This window comes from Kitasatospora sp. NPDC001095 (genome assembly GCF_053598615.1).
Genome location: NZ_JBSFKQ010000003.1, coordinates 159,075 through 177,961, shown reverse-complemented (window position 1 = coordinate 177,961; position 18,887 = coordinate 159,075). Strand labels below are relative to the sequence as shown.

At 74.0% G+C, this 18,887-nt stretch carries 12 protein-coding genes; 2 read left to right on the top strand and 10 right to left on the bottom strand.

Annotated elements, in window-relative coordinates:
* Positions 1 to 177 precede the first annotated feature (177 nt).
* From guaA to ACWDBB_RS04805, 6 genes are all read right to left on the bottom strand, one after another.
* Positions 178 to 1,773: a glutamine-hydrolyzing GMP synthase gene (gene guaA / locus ACWDBB_RS04830; protein WP_402416654.1), complete on the bottom strand. Its 1,596-nt coding sequence runs from the start codon at positions 1,771 to 1,773 to the stop codon at positions 178 to 180.
* 990 nt (positions 1,774 to 2,763) lie between these two features.
* Positions 2,764 to 4,389: a hypothetical protein gene (locus ACWDBB_RS04825; protein ID WP_449788203.1), complete on the bottom strand. Its 1,626-nt coding sequence runs from the start codon at positions 4,387 to 4,389 to the stop codon at positions 2,764 to 2,766.
* A gap of 326 nt (positions 4,390 to 4,715) precedes the next feature.
* Positions 4,716 to 6,521, bottom strand: a complete 1,806-nt coding sequence (locus tag ACWDBB_RS04820; RefSeq protein WP_449788202.1) for a GMC oxidoreductase — start codon at positions 6,519 to 6,521, stop codon at positions 4,716 to 4,718.
* Positions 6,522 to 6,611: 90 nt separating this feature from the next.
* Positions 6,612 to 8,243 carry a succinic semialdehyde dehydrogenase gene (locus ACWDBB_RS04815; RefSeq protein ID WP_449788201.1) on the bottom strand — a complete coding sequence of 544 codons (1,632 nt, stop codon included), beginning with the start codon at positions 8,241 to 8,243 and terminating at the stop codon, positions 6,612 to 6,614.
* A 93-nt stretch (positions 8,244 to 8,336) separates the two neighbouring features.
* Positions 8,337 to 10,067, bottom strand: coding sequence for a serine/threonine-protein kinase (locus tag ACWDBB_RS04810; protein WP_449788200.1), 1,731 nt, complete (start codon positions 10,065 to 10,067; stop codon positions 8,337 to 8,339).
* A 161-nt stretch (positions 10,068 to 10,228) separates the two neighbouring features.
* On the bottom strand, positions 10,229 to 11,353 hold the full coding sequence (locus ACWDBB_RS04805) for a protein kinase domain-containing protein (RefSeq protein WP_449788199.1): 1,125 nt from the start codon (positions 11,351 to 11,353) through the stop codon (positions 10,229 to 10,231).
* 57 nt (positions 11,354 to 11,410) lie between these two features.
* Here ACWDBB_RS04805 and ACWDBB_RS04800 point away from each other — a divergent pair, with 57 nt between their 5' ends.
* Positions 11,411 to 11,938: an SHOCT domain-containing protein gene (locus tag ACWDBB_RS04800; RefSeq protein WP_449788198.1), complete on the top strand. Its 528-nt coding sequence runs from the start codon at positions 11,411 to 11,413 to the stop codon at positions 11,936 to 11,938.
* A 28-nt stretch (positions 11,939 to 11,966) separates the two neighbouring features.
* Here the strand turns inward: ACWDBB_RS04800 and ACWDBB_RS04795 are convergent, their stop codons facing one another.
* Positions 11,967 to 13,841: a serine/threonine-protein kinase gene (locus ACWDBB_RS04795; protein ID WP_449788197.1), complete on the bottom strand. Its 1,875-nt coding sequence runs from the start codon at positions 13,839 to 13,841 to the stop codon at positions 11,967 to 11,969.
* A gap of 253 nt (positions 13,842 to 14,094) precedes the next feature.
* Between ACWDBB_RS04795 and ACWDBB_RS04790 the strand changes: the two genes are divergently transcribed.
* On the top strand, positions 14,095 to 14,658 hold the full coding sequence (locus ACWDBB_RS04790) for a hypothetical protein (RefSeq protein ID WP_449788196.1): 564 nt from the start codon (positions 14,095 to 14,097) through the stop codon (positions 14,656 to 14,658).
* A gap of 108 nt (positions 14,659 to 14,766) precedes the next feature.
* Here the strand turns inward: ACWDBB_RS04790 and ACWDBB_RS04785 are convergent, their stop codons facing one another.
* The 3 genes from ACWDBB_RS04785 to ACWDBB_RS04775 form a co-directional block, all read right to left on the bottom strand.
* Positions 14,767 to 15,894 carry a GuaB3 family IMP dehydrogenase-related protein gene (locus tag ACWDBB_RS04785; protein ID WP_392867258.1) on the bottom strand — a complete coding sequence of 376 codons (1,128 nt, stop codon included), beginning with the start codon at positions 15,892 to 15,894 and terminating at the stop codon, positions 14,767 to 14,769.
* A 161-nt stretch (positions 15,895 to 16,055) separates the two neighbouring features.
* A complete protein-coding gene (gene guaB, locus ACWDBB_RS04780; RefSeq protein WP_449788195.1) occupies positions 16,056 to 17,558 on the bottom strand; it encodes an IMP dehydrogenase in 1,503 nt (500 codons plus the stop codon).
* 295 nt (positions 17,559 to 17,853) lie between these two features.
* Complete coding sequence (locus ACWDBB_RS04775) at positions 17,854 to 18,570, bottom strand: sigma-70 family RNA polymerase sigma factor (protein WP_449788194.1); 717 nt, start codon at positions 18,568 to 18,570, stop codon at positions 17,854 to 17,856.
* Between the last annotated feature and the right edge of the window lie 317 nt (positions 18,571 to 18,887).

Below are 18,887 nucleotides of genomic sequence, written 5' to 3'. Positions count from 1 at the left end.
AGGTCCGGTCCGCATTCTGCCCGCTCCCGGCCGCTTTCGGTGGGAGGTCCCTCCCGACGAGCGGCGCCCGCACCACAAACGGCCGCGCCGTCGCTCCCTCCGTTACGGGAACGACGGCGCGGCCGTTCAGGCATCGGCCTCAGGGACGCGGAAACCTCCCGGCGGCCGGTGGGAGTGCTACTCCCACTCGATGGTGCCCGGCGGCTTGCTGGTGACGTCGACGACGACGCGGTTCACGTCGCGGACCTCGTTGGTGATCCGGGTGGAGATCTTCGCCAGCACGTCGTACGGCAGGCGCGACCAGTCGGCGGTCATGGCGTCCTCGGACGAGACCGGGCGCAGCACGATCGGGTGGCCGTAGGTGCGGCCGTCGCCCTGCACGCCCACGCTGCGGACGTCGGCGAGCAGCACGACCGGGCACTGCCAGATCTCGCGGTCCAGACCGGCCGCGGTCAGCTCCTCGCGGGCGATCGCGTCGGCGTCGCGGAGCAGGTCCAGGCGCTCCTTGGTGACCTCGCCGACGATCCGGATGCCCAGGCCCGGGCCCGGGAACGGCTGGCGCTGGACGATCTCCTCCGGCAGGCCCAGCTCCTGGCCGACCATCCGGACCTCGTCCTTGAACAGCTTGCGCAGCGGCTCGACCAGCTGGAACTGGAGGTCCTCGGGCAGGCCGCCGACGTTGTGGTGGGACTTGATGTTGGCGGTGCCGGTGCCGCCGCCGGACTCCACCACGTCCGGGTACAGGGTGCCCTGGACCAGGAAGTCGACCGACTCGCCCTGCTCGCCGGCCTCGGCGACGATCTCGGCCTGGGCCTGCTCGAAGACCCGGATGAACTCCCGGCCGATGATCTTGCGCTTCTCCTCGGGGTCGGTGACCCCCTTCAGCGCGTTCAGGAAGCGCTCGGAGGCGTCGACGACCTTCAGCTGGACGCCGGTGGCGGCCACGAAGTCCTTCTCGACCTGCTCGGTCTCGCCCTTGCGCATCAGGCCGTGGTCGACGTAGACGCAGGTCAGCCGGTCGCCGATGGCCTTGTTGACCAGGGCGGCCGCGACCGCGGAGTCCACGCCGCCGGACAGGCCGCAGATCGCGCGCTTGTCGCCGACCTGCTCGCGGATCAGGGCGATCTGCTCGTCGACCACGCTGCCGGTGGTCCAGGTCGGGGCGATGCCGGCGCCGCGGTAGAGGAAGTGCTCCAGGACCTGCTGGCCGTGGTCGGAGTGCAGCACCTCGGGGTGGTACTGGACGCCGTAGAGCCGGGCCTCGTCGTTCTCGAAGGCCGCGACCGGGACCAGGTCGGTGGAGGCGGTGACGGTGAAGCCCTCCGGGGCGGCGGAGCAGGCGTCGCCGTGCGACATCCACACCGAGTGCTGCGCCGGGACGCCCTCGAACAGGGTGGAGCCGGTGCGGGAGACGGTCAGCGGGGTGCGGCCGTACTCGCGGGCGCCGTTGTTGTCGACGGTGCCGCCGAGGCTCTTGGCCATCAGCTGGAAGCCGTAGCACATGCCGAAGACCGGGACACCGGCCTCGAAGATCGAGCGGTCGATCTGCGGCGCGCCCTCTTCGTAGACCGACGACGGGCCGCCGGAGAGGATGATCGCCTTGGGGTTCTTGGCGAGCATCTCGGCGACCGGCATGCTGCTCGGCACGATCTCGCTGTAGACCCGCGCCTCACGCACCCGACGGGCGATGAGCTGGGCGTACTGGGCGCCGAAGTCGACCACCAGGACGGGGTCGTTGTCCGGCGCGGACTGGACGGGAATTGCAGAGGACACGGACGGCCTTCCGGCAGCGGTATCGAGGTGTCGCGCGTGGCCGCCTCCCCGGCGGGGCTGCGGCTGCGGCGGACGGTGTGGGGTGTCTGGACACCGATTCTACCGGGCTGTCCGGTTTCACTCGTCTGCACGTCCAATGGACCGTGACCGCGCGGGGCGGCGGTTCGTTGCTTCTGACGAACGTACGGCCGCGCCGCGTCCGCCAGACGCGCCGCCGCCCCCGCGGGGGCACCGCCGTACGGCAGCAGGACCACGCGTGGAGCTTCACCCCAGTACACCGGCGCACGTGGTGCCGCCGCCCGGCCCGCCGGGCGCACGGCTCCGTGGGACCGTGCGCGGGTGCCGCGGCCGGCCAGCAGGGGACAGCGAACCCGGCCGCGACTGGGCCGAGAGGTGGGACGGCCGGGGTCCGGGGACGCCCGGGACCGGTCGTCACACCCCCGGTCCGATCCGGTGCGCGCCCGAGCGCACTCCCCCGTCCAGCCGGCGCCGCTACGCGCGTCCCCGTGCGCCACAACCACCCGAACCGCTACTCACCGTGATCATCAGCGGCGGGCTCGACGGGAAATGCTCTGTGCCGAACTGTGCCGAACCGGTTGCAGAGCGAGCCCCTCGTCCAGCACGATGCTCGTTGTAAGCGGTTCTCCCGGCGCCTCACGGCTCGCCGAGGAGGCCCGCGACGGCGTTCTCCGCAGCCGCGCCGCAGGGAGGCGGCAGCGGCTTACCGCTCACACTCCGTGAGCGCGGGCCCGGCGCAGACCTGCGCACCGACCCGCCGCCCACGGACGTCCGCGCCCCGCGCGACCGGCCACCCACGCCGGAGCCGCACGGCGCACCCCGAAGCCAACCGACACGACGGCGCTCCTCCCCCGGCGCCGTCACCGCAGCACCGGCGCGGCCCTGACGCCGAGTGCTGAACGACAAAGGGCCCCGTTCCCCCGCGGGGCCCTTTGCCCTTTTCGGGAGCCCCGGAGTCAGGGGCGCCCGGAGTCAGGGGTGCTCGCGCCAGACGCTCGGGTCGACCGGCTCCTGGCCCGGGGGCGGCGGCACCGCGCCGGGCGCCGACGTCCCGCCGGCCGGAGCGGGCGGCGCCGGGTGCGAGTCCAGCACCTCGCTCGGCCCGCCGGACTGCGGCGGCACGCCGTGGCCCGGTGCCACCGGCGCCCCCGGCGTCGCGTACGGCGCCTGCGGCGGCACCTGCGCGTACGGCCCGCCGGCCTGGGCCCCGGCGCCCTGCACGCCGGCGCCCTGGGCTCCAGCGCCCTGGGCGGACGCGAACGGCGACTCGGCGTACGGCACCGCGGTCTGCGGCGCGCCCACACCCCGGCCGCGGACGGCCGCCAGCAGCGGCGGCACCAGCACCGCGCCGACCACCGACCAGACCAGGTTGGCCAGCAGCACGCTGAGGAACACCAGGCCGACCGAGGTCTCCTGGGACATGTCCACGCGGGCCGAGGAGGTCCAGCCCCGCATCGACATCGTCCTGGTCATCTGCGCACCGGCCACCGCCATCAGCGCGGTGAGCGCCACCCCGTACACGGCCGCCAGCCGGAGCCGGTCGGCCGCGTCCAGTCGGCGCCGGTACGCGGACCAGCCGAGCAGGCCCGCCGCGGCGAGCGCCAGCAGGCCGCACCAGCGCCAGTCCGCGGCCGCGTCGTGCAGGTCGAGGAAGGAGATCTCCGCGTCGCTGCTGCGGTCGCCCCAGCTCTCGCCCTGGCCGGACAGCCCGGAGTGCACCCGCCAGGTCGACCCCGAGCCGAAACCGAGCAGGAGGAGGCCCAGGTTGGGCAGGAAAGCGAGCGAGACCGCCGTCTCCACGCCCTCCTTGCTGTTCGCCGCGACCAGCACGAAGGCCACCAGTGCGGCCAGGCCGACCGCCAGCGCCAGCGCCTGGCCCGCCGTGAGCGCGGCCACCGCCCAGCCGCGCACCGACCGGTTGCGCCAGGCCGCCCAGCGCAGGGCGTCGGTGCCGTGGACGGCGAAGGCCAGTGCGGCGGCCAGCAGGGCCGTCCACCCGACCGCCTCCACCCAGCCCGAGTCCGCGCCGAAGCTCATGCCGGTGCTCCGCAGGGGGTAGCCGGACTCGTCGTCGAACCGGTCCGCCGGATGCCAGGTCGTTCCTCCGACCAGCCCGATCAGCAGCGCCACCCCGGCCAGCACCACGGCGGTGCGCAGTGCCTCGCCACCGGCCTGGCCGCGGGTCAGCTGGGCGCCGGCCGCCTTGCGCCCGCGGGCCCCGGCCCGCAGGCCGAGCCAGAGCGCCAGTGCCCAGAGCACGGTGACGGTCATCGGCAGCACCCGGAACGCGAGCTCCAGGTCGTCCAGGGTGTCGCGGCTGGACGCGGGGTGCCCGGTCAGCCGGAACGGCGCGCCGAAGGCGTTCAGGGTCATCGCCAGCGCCGCGCCGAACCGGTCGCCGTAGCCGGGCGAGGCGATGAACGCGTCGTAGTCGTAGCCGCTCGGGACGGCCGTGATCAGCGCCGCCACGAGCAGCACGCCGGTCGGGGCGATCGCGGCCCGGAGCGCCGGGCGCCAGTCCGATCCGGTGAGCCAGCGCATCACCGGCGAGGGCCCGCGCCGCGGCTCGTACGGGTTCCCGCTGCCCCAGCTGCCCACCGCGGGCGGCCCGGCGACGGGCGGCGGCGGGGGCGGCGGGTACCCGGGGGCACCGGGCGGCGGACCGTACGAGGGCGGGACGGGCGGTGCGGCGGGCGGGGCGCCCGCCGGCGGGGGCGGGGGCGGGGGCGCCGACGGCCGCCCGCACGAACCGCAGACGACCGCCCCCTCCTGCGAAGTCGCGCCGCACGATGCGCAGTCGGCCATGGCCCGCGCTCCCCCCGATCGACGAGTCCCTGGCGGCCCCAGGGAGCCCGTTTATCCCATCGGACCCGAACGGATGTCAACCGGGAACCGGGGCAGGCGGATTGGCCCGCAGGACGGGTTCAGTCGCGCTTCTTCGGGACCTCCGGGACGGGCAGCAGCGGCAGCCGCAGCGCGCCGAACGCGCCCTCCGGCACGGCCGGCCGCACCGGCGCGACCGCCGCGACCCGCCGGTACTCCTCGCCCTGGGCCGGGCGCGGGTCCGCCTCGCCCTTGTTCGGCCACATCGACAGGGCACGCTCGGCCTGCGCGGTGATGGTGAGCGAGGGGTTGACGCCCAGGTTGGCGGAGACGGCCGAACCGTCCACCACGCTGATCCCGGGGTAGCCGTACAGCCGGTGGTACGGATCCACCACGCCGGTCTCGGGGGCGTCGCCGATCGGGCAGCCGCCCAGGAAGTGCGCCGTCATCGGGATGTCGAAGATCTCGCCGACGGTGCTGCCGGCGAAGCCGTTGATCTCGTCGGCCAGCGCCTGGGCGCCCCGCTCGGCCGCCGGGATCCAGGTCGGGTTGGGTTCGCCGTGGCCCTGGGTGGAGGTGAGCCGGGCCTTGCCGAGCGGGCCCTTCTTCAGCGAGACGGTGATCGAGTTGTCCAGCGACTGCATCACCAGGCCGATGATCGTCTTCTCGGACCAGCGGCGCTGGTCCATCGAACGGGCGAAGGTCAACGGGTGGAGCGCCGAGTTCGCCAGGTAGCGCAGCCAGCGCGGAATCGTTCCGCCGCCCTTGACCTGGGCGATGGACAGCGCGCCCATCGCGTTGGAGCCCTTGCCGTAGCGGACCGGCTCGATGTGGGTGTTGGCGTCCGGGTGGATCGAGGAGGTGATCGCGACGCCCTTGGTAAAGTCCGCCTTGGCGCCGTAGCACCGGTCGGTGGTCTGCGCGCCCACCAGGGCCTCGGAGTTGGTGCGGGTCAGCTCGCCCAGCCGCGCCGAGATCCGGGGCAGGTGGCCGCCGTCCCGCATCCGGTGCAGCAGCGACTGGGTCCCGTAGGTGCCGGCCGCGACGACCACCCGGGCCGCGGTGATCGTCCGCGCGCCCGCCTTCACCCGGTCGGTCTTCGAGCGCGCGTCGGTGCGGCGCACGTCCACCGCGTAGCCGCGGCTCCCGTCGGCCCCGCCGATCTCCCGGATCCGGGCCACCGTGGTCAGCGGGTGGATCTGCGCGCCGCCCTTCTCGGCCAGGTGGAGGTAGTTCTCGGTGAGCATGTTCTTGGCGCCGTGCCGGCAGCCGGTCATGCACTCGCCGCACTCCACACAGGCCTTGCGGGCCGGGCCTGCGCCACCGAAGTACGGGTCGGCGACCTCGCCGCCGGGCGCCGCCTTGGCGCTGCCCCCGGCGTCCCCGCCGTCGCCGAAGAAGACCCCGACCGGCGCCATGTGGAAGGTGTCGCCGACGCCCATCCGCTCGGCGGCCGCCTTGAGGTGGACGTCCGAGGGGGTGACGGTCGGGTTGAGCCGGACCCCGAGCATCCGCTGCGCCTGGTCGTAGAACGGCGCCAACTCCTCCTGCCAGTCGGTGATGTGGCGCCACTGCCGGTCCTCGAAGAAGGCCTTCGGCGGCACGTACAGCGTGTTGGCGTAGTTCAGCGAGCCGCCGCCGACCCCGGCGCCGGCCAGGATCAGCACGTTGGCCAGCAGGTGGATGCGCTGGATGCCGTACAGCCCGAGCTGCGGCGCCCACAGGTAGTTCGGCAGGTCCCAGGAGTTCCTGGGCAGTTCGTCCCGGTCGAAGCGCCGCCCGGCCTCCAGGACGGCGACCCGGTAGCCCTTCTCGGTCAGCCGCAGGGCCGCGACCGAACCGCCGAAGCCGGACCCGACCACCACCACGTCGTAGTCGAACTCCGCCGCACCGCCGGACTGCACCATCTGCCACCGCTCCTTCGCCGGGTGAACCTGCCTGTGGGTACCGCGAACCGGGCCCCGACCGTCCGGCGGGGCCCGGTTCGCGGTCGGGTCCTACTTGAAGCGCAGCGCCTTGAGCGCCCGCAGCCCGCCGGTCATCACGGCGGCGAACTGCTTGTCGTCCAGGCCGAACGAGGGCGCGAGCGGCACCAGCCGCTGGGTCGCGATGGTCTGCGCCTCGGTGAAGCGCAGGATGCCCTCGGCGCCGTGCCGGCGGCCCAGCCCGGAGTCGCCCATGCCGCCCATCGGCGAGCCGACCGAGCCGTACGCGGCGGCGTAGGCCTCGTTGACGTTGACCGTGCCGGTGCGCAGCCGGGCCGCGACCGTCCGGCCGCGCCGCAGGTCCCTGGTCCAGACGCTGGAGTTCAGGCCGTACGGCGTGGAGTTGGCGGCGGCGACCGCCTCCTCGTCGGTGTCGAAGCGGTAGAGGGAGACGACCGGTCCGAAGGTCTCCTCGGCGCAGACCGCCATGTCCGGGGTGACGCCGTCGAGGATGGTCGGCTCGAAGAAGAACGGGCCGAGGTCCGGCCGGGCGCGCCCGCCGGCCACCACGGTGGCGCCCGCCTTGACCGCCTCGTCCACGTGCCGGGTGGTGGTCTCCAGCTGACGGGCGGAGACCAGCGAGCCCATGTCCGCGCCGTACGCGAGGCCGCCGCCCAGGCGCAGCGCCCGGGTGCGGGCGGCGAAGCGCTCCAGGAACTCGTCGGCCACCGAGCGGTGCACCAGCAGCCGCTCGATCGAGATGCACAGCTGTCCGGCGGAGGAGAAGCAGGCCCGGACGGCGCCCGCGGCGGCCGCGTCGAGGTCGGCGTCGGCGAGCACCAACATGGCGTTCTTGCCGCCGAGTTCGAGCGAGGCCCCGACCAGCCGGGCGGCGGCGCGCTGGGCGACGTCGCGGCCGGTGCGGGTGGATCCGGTGAACGAGACGTAGTCGGCGTGCTCCACCACGGCGGGGCCGATCACCGGTCCGTCGCCGATCACGATCTGCCACAGGTCGGCCGGCAGCCCGGCCTCGACCAGCAGCTCCCGGGCCCACAGCGCGGTCAGCGCGGTCTGGGTGTCGGGCTTGTTGACCACCGCGTTGCCGGCCGCGAAGGCGGGCAGGGCGTCGCCGATGGACAGCTCCAGCGGGTAGTTCCACGGCGAGATGTGGCCGACCACGCCCTTGGGGCGGCGGGCCTCGACGGCGTGGGTGAGCACCGGCAGCGCGCCGCCGCGCCGCTTGTCCTTGAGGTAGCCGTGCGCGGCCCGTCCGTAGTGCCGGGCGGCCATGGCAACGGCCAGCACCTCCTCGAAGGCGTGCAGCCGGGCCTTGCCGGTCTCCGCCTGGATGAGGTCCAGCACCTCGTCCTGCCGCCTGAGCAGCAGGTCGTGGAAGCGCAGCAGGACGGCGGCCCGGCGGCGCACCGGCAGCGCGGCCCAGGCGGCCTGGGCGCGGCGGGCCAGCTGGAAGGCGACCTCGACGTCGGCCGGGGTCGACTGCGGCAGGCTGGCCAGCCGTTCGCCGGTCAGCGGGGCGACGGTCTCCACCAGGTCGGGCTCGCCGGTGGCGGTGACGCCGGAGGCCAGCCTGGCGACCAGGGACGGCGGAACGGCCGCGGTGACGGTCCGGCCGCCGCCGGGGGCCGCCGGGTTGCCGGCGCCGGAGTGTTCGGTGGCCACTGCATCTGCTGTGAGGTCCGACATACGGCGCAGCCTAGGCGCTCGGCGGCCGGTCCGGTACCCGTCGGTAACAAGAATCTGCCCCAGTCGGGTGAAAGCGGGCGCCGCCCGGCCCGGTCAGCGGATCGGGGTGAAGCTGTTGAGCACCGCGTAGAAGCGCTGCTCGGCCTCGTTCCACTCGCTGCCCTTCTCCGGGCTGGACGAGTAGATCGCGTAGCTGGTGCCGTCCTGGCTGATGAACTCGGTCTCGATCGCGCGCCGGCGGCCGCCCTCCTTGGCCGCGTAGCTGAACTCCCAGACCGCCGCCTCCTGGCCCTTCACCGCCGTGCCGGCCATCCGGTGCTGCTTGTAGTCCTTGAGCGACTTGGAGAGGCTGGCCTCCATCTGCCGCATGTGCTCCAGCGGCTTGACCGACTGGCCGACGGTGACGGCGAACTGGAGGTAGTGCACCTTGCCGTCGGGGGTGTAGTAGATCTGGTTGTCCCCGGAGCTGATCCGCTGCCAGGACGGGGTCCCGTTCGGCAGCGGGAAGCGGAAGCCGGCCGGGTCGTCGACCCAGTGGTAGCCGTTGGGCGGCGCCACCGCGGGGGAGGCGTCGCTGGTGGGCTCCGGCCCGGTGGACTCGACCGCGGTGGGCGTCGGGTCCTCGACGGGGCCGCCGCCCACCACGTGCCGGGTGACGAGGAAGGTGCCCGCGGCGGCCAGCAGCCCGACGCCCACGGCTATGCCGACGATCTTCAGCAGGTTGCGGCGCTTGGCCGGTCCACGCGCGGGCGCGTACGGGTGCGGCACCGGCGCGACGGGCGCGGTGTGCGCCCGGGCCGCGTCCTGTGCGCCCTCGGTGGTGTCCGGTTCGGCGGGGGCGGGGGCAGGAGCCTTCGGCTCGGTCGGCTCCTCGGAGCCCTCGACCGGCTCCGCGGCCGGCGTCGGCCCCTCGCTGCGGTCCACCACCGGCACCGACTGGGTGGGCGTGCGCACCGACGCCACCGACTTCAGGCCCATCGTGTGCCCGGCCTGCACCTCGGCCAGCATCCGGGCCGCCTCGTCCGCCGTCGGCCGCTCCGCCGGGTCCTTCGCCATCAGCGCGGCCAGCACCGGCCCCAGCGGCCCGGCCCGCCGCGACTCCGGCAGCGGCTCGTCCACCACCGCGGCGAGCGTGGTGATCGGCGAGTCCCGCCGGAACGGCGACTGGCCCTCGACCGCCGCGTACAGCGTCGCCCCGAGGCCCCACAGGTCCGAGGCCGGCCCGGGCCGCTCGCCCTGGGCCCGCTCGGGTGCCAGGTAGTCCGGCGAGCCGACCAGGTCGCCAGGCCGGGTCAGCTCGGTCGAGCCCTCGTACTTCGCGATGCCGAAGTCCAGCAGCACCACCCGCCCGGTGCCGCGCTCCAGCAGCACGTTGGCCGGCTTCACGTCCCGGTGCAGCACGCCCAGCTGGTGGCCGCGGTGCAGCGCCGCCAGCACCTGGCTGCCGACCTCGGCGGCGGCGCGCGGCTGCAGGGTGCCGTCCTGGCTGATCACGTCGGCCAGCGAGCGGCCGTCGACCAGCTCCATCACGATCCACGGCCGGCCGTCCTGCTCCAGCACGTCGTGCACGGTGATCACACCGGGGTGCTTGATCCGCGCGGCCGCGCTGGCCTCGCGCTTCATCCGGGTGTGCAGGATCTGGAGGTCCTCCTCTGGCAGGTGGTTGACGGTCAGCTCCTTGACCGCGACCTCCCGGTCGAGCATCCGGTCCCAGGCCCGCCAGACGGTGCCCATGCCGCCCCGGCCGAGCCGCTCGCCGAGCTCGTACCGCCCGGCCAGCAACCGCTCCGCCTCGGCCGCCTCCGGCCGGTCCTGCACGCCCATCTGCGCCCGCTCCCCCACACATTCCGCCTGCCGTCACCGCGACGGAGGGCCTGGTGCAGACCACTGTTCGAACAAATCCCACGCACACATTAGGCGCACCTTGCCGCCCCCGGTAATCACGCCCACCCCCTGGACCGCAATGCCGGAATCCGAGCGGATCGTCAGCCCGCGAACAGCACCACCGCGACAATTCCCAGCGCGAGCAGCACAAACACCCCGCCCACCAGCAGCGGCCCCAAGAGGGAGGGGGGTATCCGGGGCGGCTTCGCCCCGTTTCCTGCCCCGAAGTCCCCGCCGTTGCCGCCCTTTCGGGCACTCCCCCGCGCCCCGGAGCGCCCGGCCCTCCCGCCCCGCACCCGCGGCTGCCGCGGCACCGCCGGCGCCGCCGGGTCCAGCGCCGCGACCGCCGCCGCCCGCTCCTCGTCGACCGGCTCCGGCGCCCCCGCCAACAGCTCCGCCAGTTCCCCGCGCACCGCCTCCGCCGTCGGCCGCCGCACCGGATCGGGCTGCAGCAGCCGCTCCACCAGCGGCCCGAGCGGCCCGCACACCACCGAGGGCTCCCGCCGCCCGTCCCGTACGGCCGTCACCAACTCCGGCACGTCCCGCTCCGGGTACGGCGCACGGCCGGTGACCAGTCGCTGCGTCAGCACCCCGAGCGCCCAGCAGTCGCCCGCCGGGCCGCCGTCCAACGGCCAGCGCTCCGCCACCGGGCCGACCAGGGTGGCCCGCACCTCGTACCGCTGCCGCCCGCCCGGCCCGCCGAGCTCCTCGGCCAACGCCTCCTCCGCCACCCCGGCGAGCAGCCCGCCGAGCATCGCCGCGCCGTCCTCGCAGACCAGCACCGACTCCGCGGCCAGGGCGCCGTGGGTCAGCCCGGCCGCGTGCAGCGCCCGCAGCGCCCCGGCCAGGTCCGCCGCCAACTCGGCCGCCCGGTACGGCGGCAGCGGCCCCTGGGCGAGCAGCTCGGCCACCGTCCACCCGGCCGGCCGCTCCTCCACCGTCCACAGCAGCTCGTCCTCGACGAACGCGCCGACCCCGCGCAGCAGCCGCGGGTGCCCGACCGGCGCGGCCGAACCGACCGCCGCCACCCGCCGCACCAGCCGGTCCGCCCGCGCGGCGGCGGCCTCGTCCGGATCCTGGCCCACCGTCAGCACCGCCGGCAGCTCCAGGGCACTCAGCAGCACCGACTCACCGGTCCGCTCGTCCACCGCGCGGGCGCGCAGCGGTTCGGGACGGTCCGTCAGCCGGTACCGCCCCGCCAGCAACAACCCGGGGCCGCCTCGCATGCCAGTTCCTCTCGCTCGCCGACCAGCCTACTGAGCGGCTCCCTTAGGCTCGATCCCATGGACTGGACCGATCTGATCGACACCGCCTTCGAGGCATCCGGAAACAGCAGGGGCAACCGCGCCGAGGCGGTCCGCAACGTCGAGGCGAACATCATCGACGGCGAGAAGCCGGTCGCCTCGACCGCCGGGCGCCACCCCGACCACTTCCGCAAGGGAGTGCTGGTGCTGACCACCCATCGACTGCTCTTCCTGAAGGACGGGAAGCCGCCGGTCCCGGTTCCGCTCGCCGCCGTCACCGACGTCACCGTGACCCGTACCAAGCTCAACGGCGAAGTGCTCCTGGTGGTGGCGCTCACCGGCTCACACCGCTTCGAGGACGTGGTCAAGGCCGACTTCTTCGCCGAACAGCTCCGGGCCGCCGCCCGGACCGCCCGCAACACCCCGAAGGCCCTCCCCACCGCACCGGCCGCGGACGCCACCGGCGAACAGCTGATCGGCCAGCTGGAACGACTGGCCGCCCTGCACGGTTCCGGCGCCCTCACCGAGGACGAGTTCACCCGCGCCAAGCAGCGCCTGATCGGCTAGGGCCCGTCGTCGACCGGCAGTTCTACACCTAGGGCGCCGGCTGGAAGCTGTTGAACACGACGTCCCGGACCGGGGCCTGCGCGGCCCACTCGGTGTCCGGGACGATCCAGTAGATCGAGTACCCGTACTTGGCCGGGGTGCCGGTCACGAAGCCGCGGTTGAGCGAGTGCGTCTTCGGCGTGCCGTTGGTCCACTCCCAGTCCGCCGCGTTGGTCCACTGCCGGTAGGTGATCGCCGCCAGGTTCAGCCGCTGGTAGTTGCTGACCTGACCGCGGACGTTCGGCTCCGACTCCTGCCAGTCCGCGACCGCGCTCGCCCCCGGCGACGTGGTCCACTCGATCCGCAGCTGACTGCCGTCGGCCGCGTTCTTGAAGATCCGCCGGTTGGCGTCCGACCCGGTCGGCTGCAGTCCGTCCGGCAGCACGACCGAGAAGCCGCTCGGGTCCTTGTACTCGTGGTACCCGGCCGGCACCCCCGCCGGCGTGGGCTGCGCCGGTGCGGGCTGCGCCGGCGCCGGCGCCGGGGGCTGCGCGGGAGCCGCCGGCGAACCGGCGGACTGCACGGGCGCGTCCGGCACCGCGGCCGGTTCACTGGTCGGCTGGGCGGGCGCCGGCGCGGGTTCGCTCGCCGCCGGCTCCGTACCGGCCACCACCGGCGCGGTGGCCCCCGCGCTCCGCGTGGCCCCGTCGCCCGACCCGGCGTCCCCGTTGCCGACCATCCGGATCACCGCCACCACGCCCGCGATCAGCAGCAGCACCACGATCACGGTGGCGATGGCCAGCCGCCGCCGGCCGGTGCGCGGATCGGCCCCGGCCGCCTGGGTGGCGCCCATCGTCCACTCGCTGGTCACCGGACGGATCGACTCCGGCGCCGGATCCCCCGACGGCTTCTCGGCGGGTTCCCCGTCCTGCGCCCGGCTACCGACCCGCACCGTCCCCAGCAGCCCGCCCACGGGACGCTTGCTGCCGTCCTCCGCCTGCTCCGGCTCCTTCTCCTTCTCCGCGGGCTCCGGAGCCTCGACCGGCTTCTCCAACGGCACCGCGTGCTGGGTGGTCGACTCGGCCCGCGAGGTCGACTCCGCGACCACCCGCTTGAGCATCGACCGGGTCTGCGAGGCGTCCAGCCGCTCGGCCGGGTCCTTCGCCAGCAGCCCCTCGATCACCGGCAGCAGCGGCCCGGCGTTCACCGGCGGGACCAGGTCCTCGGTCATCACCGCGGTCAGCGTGGCCAGCGCCGAGCCCCGGTCGTACGGCGGCCGTCCCTCGACCATCGCGTACAGCGTGCCGCCCAGCGACCACAGGTCGGCCGGCGGCCCGGGCTTCTGCCCACGGGCCCGCTCCGGCGAGATGTACGAGGGCGCGCCGACCAGCATCCCGGTCGAGGTGACCGAGGCGTCGCCCTCCACACTGGCGATGCCGAAGTCGGTGAGCACCACCCGGCCGTCCTCGCCGATCAGTACGTTGGACGGCTTGACGTCCCGGTGCAGGATGCCCAGCGCGTGCGCGGCGCTCAGCACGCCCAGCACGTCCAGCGCGATCTCCGCGGCCCGGCCGGGCGACAGCGGCCCGTCCTCCCGCACCACGTCGGCCAGCGAACGGGACTCGACCAGCTCCATGACGATCCACGGCCGGTCGTCCTCGTCGACCACGTCGAAGACCGTCACCGCCGAGTTGTGCCGGATCCGCGCGGTCGCCTTCGCCTCCCGCAGCGTCCGGGTGATCAGCCGGTGCTTCTCCTCCTCCTCGACGCTGGCGTTCATCCGCAGTTCCTTGACCGCGACGGTCCGGCCCAGCATCTCGTCCTCGGCGCGCCAGACCGTACCCATGCCACCGCGCCCGAGCACGCCGTTCAGGCGGTAGCGGCCCGCCAGGAGGCGGCCGGTGGAACCCTGCGCCTGGGTCATTCGGAACGTTCCCCCATGTGCTGCCGGCGGTCGTGGTGACGGCGCGTCGGCCCGACCTGGGTCCCGAACGCCCAAGCCTCCATCATCCCCTGTCCCGAGGGCCCTCGACCACCCACCCCCCGCCACAAGCCGGGACGAACCGGAACGGGTGCGGCGCTCCGTGCCCGATCTGTGATCGAAAACTCGCCAAGATCTGCCCCGGTCACTGCTACCGTTCGGCAGCTCATCGTCTTTCCGGGGGGATTCGACGCCCATGACCGCACCCGCACCGGGCACTGACGGCCCATCGACCCGGCCGCGCACCGCCCAGCACTACTCGGTCGCCCCGCTCCCGGCCGCCCCCGAGGGCTACATCGCCCCCGGCATGCCCGGCGCCCACGTCCCCGGCTTCGAACCCGCCGAACCCGCACCCCGCCCCGCCCCCCGCCGCCGCACCGCCCTGGCCGTGTCCCTGGCCCTGCTCGCCATGCTCCTCGGCGGCCTCGCCTACGGCAGCGCCCCCCTGCGCGCCGCCGACAGCCTCGGCTGGCTGGCCATCGCCCCCGCCGGCCTGGTCGCCCTCCCGCTCGGCCGCCTCGGCGGCCAGGGCCGCTTACTCCCCCTACTCGGCGCCCTCCTCGCCGCCGGCGCCCTCCTCCTCGGCCAACTGATCGAACACCTCCGCCGCGTCCACCCCGGAGCCCCCACCCCCCACGGTCTCCTGAACGACACCGTCACCACCTGGCGCGCCGACCTCCGCCCCCTCGACGCCGCCTTCTACGCCATCGCCCTCATCGGCGGCTACCTCCTCACCCGCCGCGCCGCCACCCGCAGCTGACCACCCCGCACCCGGGAAGGCCCACGGGCGCGCGGGCCGGAGCCCGCGCGCCCGAAAAGCCCGAAGGCCTCCACCACCGGCAGGGGCCCTCGTCACCACACCTCGACGTCAGCGGTGGTCCAGCGCCGGGTTCACCGTCACCTCGACCCGCTGGAACTCCTTGAGCTCCGTGTACCCCGTCGTGGCCATCGCCCGCCGCAGCGCGCCGAACAGGTTCATGGTCCCGTCCGGAGTGTGCGAGGGCCCGGTCAGGATCTCCTCGGTGCTGCCGACCGTCCCGAGGTCCACCCGCTTGCCCCGCGGCAGCTCCTCGTGGACGGCCTCCATCCCCCAGTGGAACCCCTTGCCGGGAGCGTCCGTGGCCCGCGCCAGCGCCGCACCGATCATCACCGCGTCCGCCCCGCAGGCGACGGCCTTCGGGATGTCCCCGCTGTACCCGACCCCGCCGTCGGCGATCACGTGCACGTAGCGCCCACCGGACTCGTCCATGTAGTCACGACGGGCCGCCGCCACGTCGGCCACGGCGGTGGCCATCGGCACCTGGATGCCCAGCACGTTCCGGGTGGTGTGGGCCGCGCCCCCACCGAACCCGACCAGCACACCGGCGGCGCCGGTCCGCATCAGGTGCAGCGCCGCGGTGTACGTGGCGCACCCGCCGACGATCACCGGCACGTCCAGCTCGTAGATGAACTGCTTGAGGTTGAGCGGCTCGGCGGCACTGGAGACGTGCTCGGCCGAGACGGTGGTGCCACGGATGACGAAGACGTCGACGCCGGCGTCCACCACGGCCTTGGAGAACTCGGCGGTGCGCTGCGGCGACAGCGCGGCGGCGGTGACCACGCCGGAGTCGCGGACCTCCTGGATCCGCTGCTTGATCAGCTCGGCGCGGATCGGCGCGGCGTAGATCTCCTGGAGCCGGCGGGTCGCGGTGGACTCGTCGGTGATCGCGGCGATCTCGTCCAGCAGCGGCTGCGGGTCCTCGTAGCGGGTCCACAGGCCCTCGAGGTTCAGCACGCCCAGACCGCCGAGGCGGCCGATCCGGATGGCCTGCTGCGGCGAGACCACGCTGTCCATCGGGGCGGCCAGGAACGGCAGCTCGAAGCGGTAGGCGTCGATCTGCCAGGCGATCGAGACCTCCTTCGGGTCACGCGTGCGCCGGCTGGGGACGACGGCGATGTCGTCGAAGGCGTACGCCCGTCGGCCGCGCTTGCCTCGCCCGATCTCGATCTCAGTCACTTCGAGCCCTTCTGCTTTGTTGCTCATGCCCACCGGGTCACCCCGGCCGCACCCCAGTATCCCGTACTACCGCTGGTCCCGCCCCGACGCCCCACGGCCCCGAGAGCGCGAGGGGCCCGCCACCGCAGTGCGGCAGCGGGCCCCTCGGTCGTTCACACCGTTCAGCGGGCCGAGTAGTTCGGCGCCTCGACGGTCATCTGGATGTCGTGCGGGTGGCTCTCCTTGAGGCCCGCCGAGGTGATCCGGACGAACCGGCCCTTGCTCTCCATCTCGGCGACGGTGGCGGCGCCGACGTAGCCCATGGTCTGACGCAGACCGCCGACCAGCTGGTGCAGCACGGCCGACAGCGGGCCGCGGTACGGCACCTGGCCCTCGATGCCCTCGGGGACGAGCTTGTCGTCCGAGGCCACCTCGGCCTGGAAGTAGCGGTCCTTGGAGTACGAGCGGCCCTGGCCGCGGGACTGCATCGCGCCCAGCGAGCCCATGCCGCGGTAGGACTTGAACTGCTTGCCGTTGATGAACAGCAGCTCGCCCGGGGACTCCTCGCAGCCGGCCAGCAGCGAGCCGAGCATCACGGTGTCGGCACCGGCGGCCAGCGCCTTGCCGATGTCGCCCGAGTACTGCAGGCCGCCGTCGCCGATGACCGGCACGCCGGCCGCCTGGCAGGCCAGCGCGGCCTCGTAGATGGCGGTGATCTGCGGGACGCCGATGCCGGCGACCACGCGGGTGGTGCAGATGGAGCCGGGGCCGACGCCGACCTTGACGCCGTCCACGCCGGCGTCGATCAGCGCCTGGGCGCCGTCCCGGGTGGCGACGTTGCCGCCGACCACATCGATACCGACGGCCGACTTGATCTTCTCGATCCAGGCCAGCGCGTTGTGGCTGTGGCCGTGCGAGGTGTCCACCACGAGGAAGTCCGCACCGGCCTCGACCAGGGCCTGGGCCCGGTCGAACGCCTCGGCGCTGGCACCGACGGCGGCGCCGACCAGCAGACGGCCCTCGGCGTCCTTGGCGGCGTTCGGGTACTGCTCGGCCTTCACGAAGTCCTTGACGGTGATCAGGCCCTTGATCCGGCCCTCGTCGTCGACCAGCGGCAGCTTCTCGATCTTGTGGCGGCGCAGCAGGGCCATCGCGTCCACGCCGGAGATGCCGACCTTGCCGGTGATCAGCGGCATCGGGGTCATGATCTCGCGGACCTGGCGGCTGCGGTCCGACTCGAAGGCCATGTCACGGTTGGTGACGATGCCGAGCAGCTTGCCCGCCTCGTCGGCGATCGGCACGCCGGAGATGCGGAACTTGGCGCACAGCGCGTCGGCCTCGGCCAGGGTGGTCTCGGGGCCGACCGTGATCGGGTCGGTGACCATGCCGGACTCGGACCGCTTCACGAGGTCGACCTGGTTGGCCTGGTCCTCGACCGACAGGTTGCGGTGCAGCACGCCGACGCCGCCCTGGCGCGCCATCGCGATGGCCATGCGCGACTCGGTGACCTTGTCCATCGCCGCGGAGAGCAGCGGGATGTTGACGCGCACGTTCCGGGAGACCCGCGAGGACGTGTCCACCTGGTTGGGCAGCACCTCGGAGGCCCCGGGCAGCAGCAGCACATCGTCGTACGTGAGCCCGAGCATGGCGAACTTCTCGGGTACGCCTGCGGCGTTGTAAGACATTTGGGGGGTACCTTCCGTGGCCGGCCTTATCCGCTCACGCCCTGAGGGTGGGGGCGCATTCATCGCTCACTCGCGCAGACCGCCGAAGCCGGGTGCAATGGGAGGATCCTCCAAGGGGACCCCGCGCGCACCCGTCAAACTTTGGCAACCCGCCCAGGCGCCGATACCCAATGGTACTGGCACCGCGAATGTGCCCTCGTGTGCCCTTGACAACATCCCCGTCCCGGGGCTCATTCCCCCCGCAACCGGAGGAACCGGCACGAACCCGGACGGCCGGACGGCTCGGGCCGCCAGGTCAGGAGGACTCCTCCGCGAGCGCCCGCAGCCGGCTGAGCGCCCGGTGCTGGGCGACCCGGACGGCACCGGGGGACATCCCGAGTACCTCCCCGGTCTCCTCCGCCGAGAGCCCGGCGGCCACCCGCAGCAGCACCAGCTCGCGCTGACGGGCCGGCAGGTTGGAGAGCAGTTCCTTCGCCCAGGCCGCGTCGCTGCTCAGCAGCGCCTGCTCCTCCGGGCCGAGCGCCTCGTCCGGCACCTCGGGCAGGTCGTCCTGCGGCACGACGGTCGAGCCGGGCCCGCGCATCGCGGCCCGCTGGAGATCGGCGATCTTGTGCGCGGCGATCCCGTACACGAAGGCCTCGAACGGGCGCCCCTGGTCCTTGTACCGGGGCAACGCGCAGAGCACCGCGACGCAGACCTCCTGCGCGACGTCGTCCACGTGGTGCCGGGCCCCGCCGGGCAGCCGGACCAGCCTGGCGCGGCAGTACCGCAGCGCCAGCGGGTGGACGTAGGCGAGCAGCGCGTCGATCGCCGGGCCCTCGCCGCGCACCGCGGCCGCGACCAGCTCGCCCACCAGCGGCGAGCCGCCCGTGCCGAGCACCGGCGGGCGGCCAGGACCGGTCTCCCCGGCGGGACCGCCGGGATCGGCGTACGACGGATCGTGGCCCGGACCGGAGGGCTCGGCCTCCACCGGGTCCGCCTGGCCGGCCGCACCGGCGACGTCGTCACGCATCGGTCCATGGTGCCTGGTCGAGCGGGAAAACGCGGCACCGCGTCCGGAGTTGTGCACCGGAACGTTATGCGCTGCGGCACCGTACGGCGTACCGCGCACCACCGGCCCCTCCTGCACCGTGCCGCCTCCCGCCCCGTCGCCGTCGGTGGTCCCGTCCGTCGCGCCGTCCGCCGAGTGCCCCGCGGCCGTGTGGTTCGCCGCAGTGCCTGTCCGCTGGTCCCCGAGGTGCTCCACTCCTCCATGGTGCAACCTCGGGACCGTAACGTCACACGCCCGTGCGGGACCCGCTCCGGGAACCTCCGGCGGCACGCCGCAAC

What these genes read in the sequence shown, in the direction of transcription:
- ACWDBB_RS04820 (WP_449788202.1), bottom strand. Translation starts at nt 6,521, where the DNA reads ATGGTGCAGTCCGGCGGTGCGGCGGAGTTCGACTACGACGTGGTGGTG.
- ACWDBB_RS04815 (WP_449788201.1), bottom strand. Translation starts at nt 8,243, where the DNA reads ATGTCGGACCTCACAGCAGATGCAGTGGCCACCGAACACTCCGGCGCC.
- ACWDBB_RS04810 (WP_449788200.1), bottom strand. Translation starts at nt 10,067, where the DNA reads ATGGGCGTGCAGGACCGGCCGGAGGCGGCCGAGGCGGAGCGGTTGCTG.
- ACWDBB_RS04805 (WP_449788199.1), bottom strand. Translation starts at nt 11,353, where the DNA reads ATGCGAGGCGGCCCCGGGTTGTTGCTGGCGGGGCGGTACCGGCTGACG.
- ACWDBB_RS04800 (WP_449788198.1), top strand. Translation starts at nt 11,411, where the DNA reads ATGGACTGGACCGATCTGATCGACACCGCCTTCGAGGCATCCGGAAAC.
- ACWDBB_RS04795 (WP_449788197.1), bottom strand. Translation starts at nt 13,841, where the DNA reads ATGACCCAGGCGCAGGGTTCCACCGGCCGCCTCCTGGCGGGCCGCTAC.
- ACWDBB_RS04790 (WP_449788196.1), top strand. Translation starts at nt 14,095, where the DNA reads ATGACCGCACCCGCACCGGGCACTGACGGCCCATCGACCCGGCCGCGC.
- guaB (WP_449788195.1), bottom strand. Translation starts at nt 17,558, where the DNA reads ATGTCTTACAACGCCGCAGGCGTACCCGAGAAGTTCGCCATGCTCGGG.
- ACWDBB_RS04775 (WP_449788194.1), bottom strand. Translation starts at nt 18,570, where the DNA reads ATGCGTGACGACGTCGCCGGTGCGGCCGGCCAGGCGGACCCGGTGGAG.